Origin of the sequence: Amycolatopsis sp. WAC 04182 (genome assembly GCF_003947465.1) — a bacterium.
GTDB lineage: Bacteria > Actinomycetota > Actinomycetes > Mycobacteriales > Pseudonocardiaceae > Amycolatopsis.
Genome location: NZ_QHJJ01000003.1, coordinates 218,118 through 230,825, shown reverse-complemented (window position 1 = coordinate 230,825; position 12,708 = coordinate 218,118). Strand labels below are relative to the sequence as shown.

Below are 12,708 nucleotides of genomic sequence, written 5' to 3'. Positions count from 1 at the left end.
GAGCAGGCCGAACTGTGATACGCCGTCAACCCGAGCACAACGACCAGGCACCAACGCGCGACCGGCATCAGCCGTCGGTGTTCGCTCACGGGATCGCGCTACCACCGCCGGGAGCCGTCGGACACCTTCCATGCCTACACCGCACCAGGGCTCGACGACGATCGGCGAGTCGCCAAGGCCTACTCAGATGGCCCAGCGATGATCAATCTCAATCCAATGGGATATTTGCCAACGTTGGCCAAGATCAATGAGATTTGGCCAAGCGAAAGCACGCTGATCGCGGCATGAGGGGAAATCGTGGACCGGCACGACTGGCCTCGGCTTACGGTGCAGGGTGGTCGGCCCACCGCCCCCTTTTTGGCGCGGTGAACCACTCAGCGGCTCGGCGGGCGAGGTCCTCGACGGACGCCCCGTCAGCCGGGTGGATCACACCGTCGGGTCCCGATAGTTCGATCAGGGCTTCCTCGGCCCTCACCCCATCGTCCCAGTTGAGGCAGGCCGGGCTCCAGCCACCGCGAATGCCACGCTCATCGAAGTCCAATCGTAAGGTGGCGAGCACAGCGTTGTCTTCGACGACGTCCAGGGAAACCAGGAGCCAAGGGGTGCCATCGCCGTCGGCGTGCAGCCAGTAGTCCAACCCAGGAACGAGCGCGTCCAACGAGATGGCGAATACGCGTTCAGCCTTCGTCGCTACACGCTCGCGCTGCCCGCCCCAGTCGATCTTCTCCGCGGTCACCAGACCAGCGTAATCGCCCCGCCTAAGGTCGACGTTCGCCCACCGGCAGAAGCGGATGTTCGTCAGGTATCGACGGTGCGGTTTCCGCAGATGCTCGTGGTGTGCGTTGGTGCCGTGGTCGACTCAGGCGAGGTCTTCGAAGGAGTCCTCTCCTGGGCGCCAGCACATCCATTGGCCGTCGGTGAAGCCGGTCAGGTTTGCGATCTCGGGGCCGGTGAGTTCGGCCAGCGTCGGGTGCAGGGCGAGACTGCCCGTGTCGAACTCGAGGCTCAGTCCCGTACCCGTGGCTTCCTCCGTGGAGACGACCGTTGCGGTGATCAGGGATCGCAGCGCGTCGGCATAGCCAGGTCCGCCGTCGACGTACGTGCCGTTGACGACGGTGACCGTCGGCATGGCGTCGCAGGTGAGGATGGGCGAGTCGCTGCCGAGCCGGTCGAATTGCAGTTGGACATAGTCGTACACGAAATTCACGGAGTACAGCCGAGACCCAACCAGCCTGCCCAGCAACTCGTTCGGCATGTACCTGTGCGCTGCCATGCCGCCATCCTGCCGCAGCGCCCCACGTCATCGGTGGAAGCGCACGTCACGACCGCCCGCTCGTCGGCATGAGCGTGCGAATGGAGAGCTCGTTCTCTTCGAGATGTGGTTTTTCAGCGGAGGGTGGTTGTCTTACCGATCATGCTGCTCGTCCTCCTCTACCTGACCGGTAGTCAGTTCGAGGGCGAACCGGCGTGCATTGTCGTTGGGATCGGAACGTGCAAGGTCGTGAATCACGTCGTGAGCGTCGGCCGGCCATGCGGTTCGCGGCCACTGTTGGAACGCTGTCAGCGCCATGTTCCGGTTGCGAGTAACCGGGCTGTGCAGTCCTGCCAGCAGCAGATCGGCTCCGGTGCCCGGATGGTCGCGCAGGGCTTGCAGGGTCCAGTCCAGCGCATTGTGGGCGCGCCATTGCGGGCCCATTCCCAGCTCATCGGCTGGCCCGGTCGTGATCTGGTCGATCGGCAGGAGGGTATGTGCCAGGTCTGCCAACTGCTGAGCACGCCCGGTGTCTGCCTGTTGCCAAGCGTGGTACCACCCGCTGCCGAACGGATCGGTCTTGATCTTCTCGAGGTGTGCGTCGAAGGTGTCCATGCCCCGGACACGGGCAGCACGGTCTGCCAGGGAGAACTCAACGGGGTCGTCTGATGCCAGCCCCGCGGTGATGCGGCCGATCCATGAATCCTGGCTCAGGATCTGGTCACTGGCGTGCTCGAAGGCTTGTCGGCGGGTGGCGGTCCAGCCGTTCTGGCTGCGCTGGTCCCACCCGGTCTCGCGGGCCAGGAAGGAGCGGATCGTCGCCACGGTTGAGAAGTCCTGAAGGGTCTGCGCCTGGGTGGTCATCGTGGCGAGAAACGCCTCCACGGCGTCGGCGCCGGACTCGTAGTCGTCGACGTCTTCCGCCGGTCCACCCGTGATCAACGCTTCCAGAATTTCACCAGCGGAGGTCAACAACCCCCGATCGACCGTCTCACCGCGCAGAGCTTCGAGCAGACCTCCGGTCGTGGCGGCAATGCAGGCCAAGTACTCGTACATGATGGAGTTTCGGAATCCCTCACGCAGGATCCACGAGCGAATGTCCGGATCGGTCGTGTCCCGCAATCGCTCTACGCAATGAATCCGGCCCCAGCCATCCACCGACGCGGCCAGCGCCCACAACTCCGATTCCGGGGCGGGTAGCCCGTTGGAGATGGCCACTGCGCAAAAGAGGGTGAACTCTTCGTGTGCGCCGAGCGTCCGCACGACGGCCACGTCGTCTCCAAGCCCGGTGACACCAAGCAGTGCGATACCCAGTTTGACCGGCCCTCGATCGGGGGCCGTGACGGCAAGCCACTTCCCGACCCTATGCAGCGCCCTCCCGTCCAGCCGCTCGCGGCCCAGCCTTTCCATCAACGCGTCGACGTAGTCCATGACGTCGTCATCCGTGATACCGGCATAGAGCTTGCGGAGCTGCCTGGCTGATGGCCGCTGGCACGCCGTCGCCAGCAAGCGTGCGACCTCTGTGGCGCGGTCAGTGCCATCGGCGGATCCATGGTGACCGATGACCCCATCCATGGCACCAGGCACCCACCGAAGCCGATCGGACATCACCTTGGCGTCATCCGGCAACCCCACCTCTGCCGGCAGCCGCCCGGACGGATCAAGATTCCGGCGAATGTGCTCGTAGAGCGCAACCCCGGCCATCACCACCGGCAGGTCAACCGACACAGACGTCACTCCCCGCATATCCACGACAACACGCCATGGACGATACAAGTCCCGAACCTTGGCGTTAACCCAATAACCCAACCCGCAGCGTTACCGACGTCATCCTCAACTCGGCACATGCGCGCCTCGCGACAGCGCGGTCAGCGGCATGACAGGACATTCAAGGTGTCCGCTTGTGCGAGCGCTTGCCCGTCCGGGCGACCGATACTGCCCGAAGAATCGTTCCGATAGCGTCGCGGCGCGCGCGTCGGGCGCTCATCGTTACGACAGCACCCAGGCGTATCGGCACCTTGGAGAAGCGATGTTCGAGTACGAACAGACCCGCGCAGCCGCTGTTTCCCGAGCACTGCGTCCGGTGTCCAGTGGGGTACCGGGAGGACTCCTCCAGCTTCAGGCGCTTGCCGGGAACCGTGCGGTCGCTGGCGCCCTTGCCGCCGTCGTGCAGCGGTGTGGACCCGAAAATCCGAGTTGCGGTTGTTCGAAGGATGAGTCGGCCGAGCACGAGGAGCCACCGGTAGCGCGGCTTGCGAGCCCGGACAGCCTTCCAGTCCAGCGAATGGCAGCCTGTCCGCCGAAACATCCTGGGTCGGCGCCGCCGGGCTGGAAGGCGTACTTCGGGGACTCTAGTTGGTTCCACTGCGGCTACCGCGGAATCCTCGAGGACCGTAAACCCACTCCTGATGACCCGCAGAACGAGTGCTTTTACGATCACAGCGGGAGGCTGGTCGATGAGAACCATCCACACGCTGGCTGCCGAGGGACACCCAACCAGTACGACTCGTCCTCCTCCACGCTCGGACACATCTTCCTAGACCGCGGCGGCATTCTGCGCAGTGGATGGGGCGCGTTCTGGGCATCGCGAGGCCGCACCTTGAGCACCGGCACAAGCGCTGTCAAATGCGCCGTAGCCTGCCGAGGAATCCCTGACCCCCGCTGCATGGGCACCTGTATGAACCAGCAGCCATAACGAGGCTGATAGGCGGCTACAACGCCGTCGCGCGCGAGGGCCCGCCCTGCGGCACACAGCGATACCACGCGAATGCGTCCGCCTTCGGCATGAGCGGACGCTGTTGGTTCGTTTGTGCCACCGCGTCTCCGACCGGTGGCGACTGCAGCGCTCGACGAGCTCTACGACCTTGGTGCTCCGCACCAACACGTGAGGGCCCGACGACGATCGGCGAGTCACCAAGGCCCGCTCGGATGGCCCAGCGATGATCAATCCAATGGCATATTGGCCAACATTGGCCAAGATCAATGAGATTTGGTCACGGAAATTGAGAACCTACATTGGCGGCAGCTGACGGTCGCCCGCTATCGGAAGTCACGTGATGTCCCGGCGAGCCCAAGCAGGTCGAGTGGTTCGAAGTGGTCGGCCGAGAGGCTGGTGACGCCGTGGTGGGATTGGACGACTCCGTGGACCAGCAGCGCGGCCGAGCTGCGCACGATCTTGTGCTCGCGATCCCAGAGCCGCTGGGTCACGACGATATTGAGCATGCCGGTTTCGTCTTCGAGGTTGAGGAAGGTGATCCCGCCGGCGGTGGCGGGGCGTTGGCGGTGGGTAACGGCTCCGGCGACCCAGATCGTGGCACCATTCCCAGCCCTGGTGACGGCGGCGGTGGTGAGTGCACCGCGGCCGTCGAGATGCTCGCGCAGGTACTGCATGGGGTGCTCGTCCGGGGAGATGCCAGTGGCCCACAGGTCGGCGGCGGTGATCTCGAAGGCGGTCATGCCGGGTAGGGCGGGGGCGTCGAGGCCGGAGGCGATGCCGGGCAGGTGGGTGTCGCGGCTGGCGGCGGCAGGTCCGGCGGCCCACAGGGCCTGGCGCCGGTCCGGGCCGAGGGATTCCAGCGCGCCGGCGGTGGCGAGCGCCTCGAGCGCCGGGGTGGTGAGGTCGGTGCGGTAGCCGAGGTCGCCGAGGTCGGTGAACGGGCCGTTCTGGTCTCGTTCGGTGATCAGCCGGTCGACGGCGTCGTCGCCGAGGTGGCGGATCCCGCCGAGGCCGAGCCGGATCGCGACCCCGCCGGTGCTGTCAGAGTCGGGTTCCAAGGTCGGGTGGGCCAGGGAGCGATTGATGTCGGCCCGCCGGACCCGGACGCCGTGGTGGCGGGCGTCGGCGACCAGGGACTGCGGGCTGTAGAAGCCCATGGGCTGGGCGCGCAACAGCCCGGCGGTGAACGCGGCCGGGTAGTAGCACTTCACGTAGGCGGAGGCGTAGACCAGCAGCGCGAACGACATCGAATGCGCCTCGGGGATTCACTGCCCAACACACCTGTCGGACTTCAACTAGTTGATCATTACGTGATCGATGGCCGATGGGATGGTGCGTGGTGGTAGAAGCCTTGCCCGATGTGTTTGAGGGCTGGTTCCTCGGGTTCTACGAGTTCGATCGTGTATGGGATCCGGGCGATGCTGTTGCGCCGGATCTCCGCGGTGTCGCCGAGCGTGCGCGAGCCAACGGTGCGCGCGAGGGGACGCCGTTCTTGTTGGCGCCGTCCGGTCGGGCCGATCCTGTGGTCAACGCGTTCTGGCGCGCGCCGCCAGTTCGCAGGTTGTCGGCGGAGACCAAGCGGCGGTACGCGTTTTCGCTGAAGGTGTGGCTGACGTTCCTGCATCGGATCGAGGTCGAGTGGGGGCAGGTGACCCCAGGCGAGCTTGCAGTGTTCAAGGAGTGGCGGCTCTCGGCTGAGGACAACCCGGAGCATGTGGCTCCTGGCTCGTTCCGCGTGGATCTGGCGGCGATCCGGAGGTTCTATGTGTGGGCAGCCGAACGCGCGGCTGTGCAGAACCCGGTGCGGTTGCGGGCAGTGGGAGCGGCGGCGTCACGGGACGGTTCGCTCGTGCTGGAGGCAAGCCCAGCGGGGGTGCGCCGGGCAGATGTGAAGTGGTTGACGCCGGAGGCGTTTCGGTTGTGGCGCAACATCGGATTGCGCGGATTCACCATGGACGGTGTGCCTGCGCCGGCCTGGCGGGGCCGGACCGAGGACCGTGACGTCGCCTACGCCGAGGGGCTGTTCGGCACCGGCCTGCGCATGGCGGAATGGGCCAGTGTGCTCACGATCGAGTTGCCGGACGCGGCGCACCGGGGGCTGTTTCGCGGGTGGCTGGCGTCGGCGTGCGCGAAGGGATCGGCCGGGCGGCGTTTCTGGATGCGCCAGCGGGTGATCGGGCTAACCCGGTTCTACCTGGAAGAAGGGAGCCGTCGAGCCGCGGTGGCCCGTGCACAGCGGGAAGGCCGGTACGAGGAGCTCCGCGACCGGTGGTTGTTGCGCCGGGTCCACCCGGACGGGCGTCTCGACGTTGTTACTCCTACTGGTGAGTCGATGACCGTCGCGTTGGACACGCTGGCACCGCGGCTGCGGATGCGGTTGTTCAAGCAGGGTGCGGGCGGGCTGGAGCCGGTGTGGCTGTGGCTTAACCACGACGGCCTGCCCCGCCCTAAACAGGCATGGCACAAGACGTTCGACCGGGCGAACCAGCGAGTGGAGCGGACGATGCCCGGCGCTGGCGCGGCCTCGGCGTTGTGGTGCCGTCCGCACATGTTGCGGCACTCGTTCGCGTTGCGCTGGTTCTGCATCGCGAAGTTCGTGGCCTGGCAGCGCACCGGGCTGCTGACTGAGCGGGAGCGGCGGGACTTCCGCGATCAGCTCGGCGATGTGTGGTTTTTGATGGCGACGCTGCTGGGCCATTCCAGTCCACAGACCACTCGCGATGTTTATCTGGAGCCGTTCCAGGCGCTGGATGTGGAGCATTTGCTTGCGCTGATGGATACCGACGACCGCGCGGCGCTGGAGCGGCTGGTCGACGTGGTCGCGTCGGATCAGCCACGTGTGCTGACCGGGGTGGGCGTGTGAGCGCGGCGGGCAGGTCGGCGGCGCTTCCACCGCAACGGTGGCGACCACCTGCACGTCAGGTCGGGTTGCGGGTCGAGTTCGTGTCCGAGGATGGCCGCCATCGCAAGGAGTTCGACTTCGCCAGGCTGCCAGGGGATCCTCGTGTGTTGGAGGAGTTCGCCACGGCGTTCGAGACCATGACCGGGCCGTTGGGCACCACTAAACGTGTCGAGTCCGCTCGCAACCTGTGGGCGGTCGTGGCGAAGGCGGCGGCATGGCTGCATACGGATCGACCTGAGATCAGCAGCTTGGCGGAGCTAGGCACGGTGGACGCGCGGGCGCTCGCCGCGGTCCTGGTGACACCTGCCGGTGACCAGAGGCTCGCCGCGATGCGAACGTTGATGGGGTTCAGCCCGCTCGTCCGCCCCGAGTTCACGACCGAGCTGGCCCGGTTGCGGTTCCCTCGCAGCAGCACTGCCCGCCAGCCCTACACCGCGCAGGAGGCTCAGCGAATCGCGGTGGTCGCGCGAGGCATCCTGCGGCAGGCCCGGGAGCGGATCCGCGGCAGCTGGGAGATTGTGCACACCTACCGTGCTGGCGGGTTCGACGACCTCGACCCACTGGATCCGCACCGCTCGCTCGCCGAGGTCCTCGACCACTGCGCGCGAACCGGCGACGTTCCGCGCTCGCCGATCTCGGGTGGGTATGCCCCGGTGAGTAAACGGACCGGTGAGGGACGGAGTCTGGCGTCGATGCTGCATGTGACAGCGGGCGAGGTCTGGGCGTTCGCGGTGCTGCTGACCGCGGAGACCGGATTCAACGCGAGCATGCTCGCCGAGTTGCCGGCGCCGGCGTTCCGCGCGACCGCACCGGGTGAATCGGCGATCGCGCTGCTGCGGCTGAGTAAACCTCGTCGTGGACCTCGCTCAGAGATGACGCTGCCGCTGGACACGATCCCGCGCGCGTTCCACTCGCCGCCTGGCGACGCCCGCCCGGTGCAGGTGCGCCAGACGTCGCTGTCGAGCGCGCTGGGCGTGTTCGCCTTGTTGATCGAGCTGACTACCCCGGCACGGGAGCTGCTCGGCACCGACCTGGCCCTGGCCTACCACGGCGGTCAGGCCGGTGCGGGAGGTTCGCGCCTGCGCGCCGGTATGCCGCAAGCATTCCGCTCGCACCGGAGCAGATGGGTGCGGGCATGGCTGAGCGGCGATCCCGTCGAGGACGAGCTGTTGCTCGGTATCAGCCTGGACCGGCTCCGTAAGACGCACTTGGAGCGTAACCGGCGTCCGGTGGCGCACACTCCCGGCACGCTCGCCCGCTACCTGCGCCGGATGGACCGGGTCACCGTGGAGGGGTTCCAGATCGTGCGCGAGGCGCTGGACGACGAGGTCGCCAAAGCGCTGCACCGAAGGAAAATGACCGTCACCGTGAACGCGGCCGAGGCCGAGCACGCCGCGCGCGGCACCGACGACACTGTGCTGGGCGCGTGCACCGACTTCGAGCATTCGCCCGAGGACGGGCAGCGCTGCCGCCGAAATTTCCTGCACTGCCTGGACTGCTCCAACGCGCGAGCGTTCCCGCAACACCTGCCGATGCAACTGCTCGTCCTCGATGAGCTGCACGCCCAACGGGACACCATGTCACGCGTGCGGCAGGTCACGGAACTGGCCGGACGCATCGCGCAGCTGTCCGCCATCGTCGAGGAATATGAATCGGCGCAACGCGAACAAGCACGTGCCGCCATCACCGATGACCATCGTCGTCTCGTCGGCCGTCTATTCACCGGAGACCTCGACACGCCATGACCAAGCCCGCTCTCGAACCCGCTGTCACTGACGTCATCAACGGCACCGTGATCACCGCGCGAACCCCGGTTCTACTCCAACGAGCCTTGCATCCAGACGCCGACCCGGCTGGCACCCCGGTTTTCGGCGACGCAACGTGGCGGCTCGCCGCAGCACTGCCCGACCGGCACACGTCCGGCCAAGCGTTGACCTGGGTCCGATATCCGCTGCCATTGCGGCATTCCTGCAAACTGTATGCCTTCGCGCTCATTAACGTCGTCGACAAAGCGCCACGGCTGCCGAACGCTCGTACCGGAGTCCCTGGGATCAAGACGCTCACCGCCGATCTCGGCTACCTGCACCCCTTCACCGTATGGCTGGTCGAACGTGGCATCCGCCGGTTCGGTGACGTCGGCCAGTCCGATCTGGACAGCTACTACAACCACGTCACTGACAAGACGGGGGTCTCGACAAGCTGGAAACGCAAGGCGTTCATAGCCGTGCAACGGCTGCACGCCTACCGCAGCTTCTTACCCGAGCACGATCGGCTGCCCGAGGGCCCGATCTGGGGCGGTGCCAGCGCAGCCGAGCTCGCTAACCAGCCCGCCGTCCGCAAGACCGAGAACAGCACCCTGCGCATCCAACCCGAGGTGATGCAAAAACTGCTGTCGGCGGCACTGCTGGTGACCGACACGATCGCGGCCGATCTGCTGCCCGTGGCCCAGCGGATACTGGCCATGCGAGCTCTGGCACACCAGGTCTCCGCACGTGAGCAGCGCCCACGTTTCCAAGGTGCCGAGCGGAACACCTTCTCCCTCGTCCACCTGCGGCGGCTGCTGTGCGCTGTGACGACCGCCGGACTCGCTTTGCCGGGGCGCCGGATCGGCGATCAGATCGTGCTAGATCACGTCGGTTTCGCCACGGCCGGCTGGTTCGACCGAGAATTTCTGCACCGCAACGTCGCCGGGCGCGAGATCATCGCCGCCAGCGGGATACCGATCGAGCCTGGTCTGTTCACCGCCGCCGAGTTCACCCAGGTCAACGACCGCACCTGGCGCGATGGTGACGCGGACGCCCCGACAGTGCTGGAGTTGCTTCGCCACGTCACCACCGCATGCTTCCTGGTCATCGCCTACCTGTCAGGCCTGCGCACCGGTGAAGCGTTGAACCTGCGCCGCGGCTGCATCAGCCGCGACCCCAGGCTGGGCATGGTGTTCCTCTCCGGGCAGCAGATGAAGGTCGCCGGTGCCCGCCAGGACCGCTCACCGGCCACGATCCCCTGGGTGGTCACCGAGCAGGTCGCTGACGCGGTCACAGTTCTCGAGGCGATCGCACCCGGGCCGATGCTGTTCCCCATCGAAGCGATCGGTACTCGGGACTGGATTGTCGACGGCGCGGTGTCGAGTCGCCGTGCGGGTTCCCTCGGTCGCGACGTTCCTGCCTTCATGAGGTGGTTCGACTCCGCTGTCGCCCCGATGATCGGGCATCCGGCTATCGGAACTGATGCGGGCGGGAAGATCGTCGCGCCGCGCCTGCGCCGCACCCTGGCCTGGCATATCGTCCGCAGGCCTGGTGGCACCGTCGCCGGCGCCACCCAGTACGGGCACGTGCACACCCGGATCATCCAGGGCTACGCCGGACGCGCGGACGCCGGCTTCCTCGACGAGATCACCTTCGAGGAGTTCCTCCTGCGCGCGGAAACACTGCACGAGGACTATCAGCGCCTGCGTCACGGTGAGCATGTCTCCGGCCCTGCAGCCGACGCCTACCGTGCCCGAGTCCAAGCCGGGGAACGTTTCGCCGGCCTAGCGATCACCAGCCCAGCCCAGGCAGCGACCGCGCTGACCAACCCTGACCTGCAGATCCACCACGGCGCGCTGCTCACCTGCGTCTACAGGCCGACTACCGCCGCCTGCCGCGACGACGTAGCCGACGGACCCGTCTGGTCGCGATGCCGCCTCACCTGCGCTAACGCGGCACGAACCGACCGTGACATTGCCCAGCTACGCAAGCACGCCGACAACCTCAGAACCGACCTCGCGATCCCAGGCATCCCAGCCCCGCTGCGAGACCGAATCCGTGACCGGGTCGCTGAACACGAACGCGCCCTCACCGCACACGAAACCTCCCGTCCCGACGCCACCCCGGAGAGCGCCCAGTGAAACCACCCCAACACCGACAACACCAGCTCAAGGCCGAGCGAACGCAACTGAAGGAAGCCAGCCAGCGCCTCCTCGCGGGCACCCCAGTACGCAGCGACGGCGCACTCACCATCTCCGGACTGGCGCGTGAAGCAGGGATACCGCGATACCGGGTTTACGAACACCACACGGACATCGCCAGCCAATTCAAAACTGCGGCAGGACGCGGACCGCTCACACCGAACATACAAGGCATGCGGCACCAACTCGACGCCGCCAGCGACCGCATCCGGCACCTCGAGGACACCAATGCCGCTCTCCGGCGGCAGGTCAGCGCGCTCGCCGCTGTCATCACCGAAATCACCCACGAACAGCATGCCGACAACATCGTCGCCCTCCCGCGCCGCCACCAGACGAACGAGGCACGCCCGAAAGCCCGCGATTGACAGAACCACACAAGACCACGCGGCGGCGCGGCAGGACGAACGGCATCCCTTCAGCACTCGCGAAGCAGTCCAGGTGTGTGCTGCTTCCCGACGCGCTGCCCATCCGTCATAAGGCTTCAGTTCGTCGCGCTGGCCAGTTTCAGCTCGCCGGATACCTCCCGGAGGCTGAAGATGCTCTGGGGCATGGTGAGTCCGAGGCAGCCCGTGCAGACGTACACGTTTTGGTTCAATCCGGCGGGACGATCGAGGTGGACCGTGAAATCCTGCCGGGCGTCGGCTGTGACCCAGGACTAGAAAAGCGGGCGGCCCGCTTCAAGGTTTGTGCCGGTCAGGGGCGTGGGGCACAGGCTGATGAGGCTGCCGAGAAAGAAGTCGGTCGCGCTCCCGCGCAGTAACGCTGTCGGGGTGCGACCGATCAGCAGTCGAAAGTCACGATTGAGGTGCGCCTGGTCGGTGTATCCGCAGAGCACGGCGAGCCTGGGTAGCGGTGGCGGGTTGGTGCCTGTCAGGAGCCGGATCGCGTGGTGGCAGCGGGCTATCCGTCCGACGGCTTTCGGTGGTAGCCCGACTTCCCGGTGGAAGCGGGTGGCGAGATGTTGTCGGCTCAGGCCGGCCCGTTCCGCGAGGTCGTCGATCCTGATGGCACCGCCCGATATGGTCAGGCTGCGCCAGCTGCGGTCGAGCGACTTGGGCAGTTCCGGTGCGTCCAGGAGCCAGCTCGACAACCTCCGGTCGAGGATCCGGAACCGGTGGTTCGAATCCCGCGCCGCCTGCAGCTCTTCCCGCAGACGTCTGGCCCGTGCGCCCAGTAGATCGTCGATTCCCACGCTGATACGGCTGATTTCCCGCAGTGGCAGGCCGAAGAGCGCCCGCGCGCCCAGCGGGGTCAACTCGATGATGATCCCTCGCTCCCGGCCCACCCGTGTGTAGGTCAGCGGCTTGGTCGACAGCCCGACCACGGGGGAAACCGTCGCCAGCGGCGAGCCTGCCATCTGCTGCCGAACCGGTGTGTCCAGATCGATGCCCACCACGACCGAGTTCAGCGCGATCATCGTACGTGTCTCCGGCACCGGTGCGATGCGCTGGAAAGCCAGGTAGAGACTGACCCAGCGCGCCAACCGACGATCCGGCGACCCGACCTTCCAACACTCGTCGTCGGACGACGAAATATCCCCCACCGCTACCCCCTTGGTTCCGGCGAAGCCGTGCGACATCCGTAGCACGAAAAGCATGGCAGGACCTGCGCTCGCGGTGGGACTTCCCGGCCGTAAACGAACCGAAAAGAGGCAGCGAACCCTCGTGGTCGTGACACCTCGTACGGCATCCGCAGGTTCGGATACGCCCAAATAACCATCAGTCCGAGCGACACCACACCGCGCCGCTGGACCACGTAAGGCTGACCGGACGTCCAGCACGGGCCACACCGGCGGGCCTTACATTTTTCCAATCCAAGGGTGCAGCTCGCCGCTAAACTCAGGTCCACATTCCCGAACCGACAAGCAACCGCTCGCTGCGAGCGTACGACAC

At 66.4% G+C, this 12,708-nt stretch carries 9 protein-coding genes; 4 read left to right on the top strand and 5 right to left on the bottom strand.

The genetic code is table 11. The features are described from left to right. Positions 1–322: 322 nt before the first annotated feature. The 4 genes from DMH01_RS14830 to DMH01_RS14815 all read right to left on the bottom strand — a co-directional run bounded on the left by DMH01_RS14830 (position 323) and on the right by DMH01_RS14815 (position 5,215). Positions 323–736, bottom strand: coding sequence for a hypothetical protein (locus tag DMH01_RS14830; RefSeq protein WP_125677123.1), 414 nt, complete (start codon positions 734–736; stop codon positions 323–325). Between the two features lie 123 nt (positions 737–859). Next, the gene (locus DMH01_RS14825) at positions 860–1,273 is read right to left on the bottom strand and encodes a hypothetical protein (protein WP_125677121.1); all 414 of its coding nucleotides are present in this window, start codon (positions 1,271–1,273) and stop codon (positions 860–862) included. A gap of 132 nt (positions 1,274–1,405) precedes the next feature. Continuing rightward, positions 1,406–2,980 carry a hypothetical protein gene (locus DMH01_RS14820; RefSeq protein WP_125677119.1) on the bottom strand — a complete coding sequence of 525 codons (1,575 nt, stop codon included), beginning with the start codon at positions 2,978–2,980 and terminating at the stop codon, positions 1,406–1,408. Between the two features lie 1,311 nt (positions 2,981–4,291). Next, a complete protein-coding gene (locus tag DMH01_RS14815; protein ID WP_125677117.1) occupies positions 4,292–5,215 on the bottom strand; it encodes an OB-fold nucleic acid binding domain-containing protein in 924 nt (307 codons plus the stop codon). A gap of 89 nt (positions 5,216–5,304) precedes the next feature. Between DMH01_RS14815 and DMH01_RS14810 the strand changes: the two genes are divergently transcribed. From DMH01_RS14810 to DMH01_RS14795, 4 genes are all read left to right on the top strand, one after another. After that, positions 5,305–6,831 (top strand): site-specific integrase, encoded by a 1,527-nt coding sequence (locus DMH01_RS14810; RefSeq protein WP_199745494.1) that lies wholly within the window; start codon positions 5,305–5,307, stop codon positions 6,829–6,831. Positions 6,832–6,977: 146 nt separating this feature from the next. Then, on the top strand, positions 6,978–8,615 hold the full coding sequence (locus tag DMH01_RS14805) for a hypothetical protein (RefSeq protein WP_199745493.1): 1,638 nt from the start codon (positions 6,978–6,980) through the stop codon (positions 8,613–8,615). After that, the gene (locus DMH01_RS14800; protein WP_125677111.1) at positions 8,612–10,756 is read left to right on the top strand and encodes an integrase; all 2,145 of its coding nucleotides are present in this window, start codon (positions 8,612–8,614) and stop codon (positions 10,754–10,756) included. Before DMH01_RS14805 ends, DMH01_RS14800 begins: the two co-directional genes overlap by 4 nt. Beyond that, positions 10,753–11,181 carry a hypothetical protein gene (locus DMH01_RS14795; RefSeq protein WP_125677109.1) on the top strand — a complete coding sequence of 143 codons (429 nt, stop codon included), beginning with the start codon at positions 10,753–10,755 and terminating at the stop codon, positions 11,179–11,181. The genes DMH01_RS14800 and DMH01_RS14795 overlap by 4 nt, the downstream gene beginning before the upstream one ends. Positions 11,182–11,471: 290 nt before the next feature. Here DMH01_RS14795 and DMH01_RS14790 read toward each other — a convergent pair whose 3' ends face one another. Further along, entirely contained in the window at positions 11,472–12,395 is a 924-nt protein-coding gene (locus DMH01_RS14790; protein ID WP_233621525.1) for a helix-turn-helix domain-containing protein, read from the bottom strand. Between the last annotated feature and the right edge of the window lie 313 nt (positions 12,396–12,708).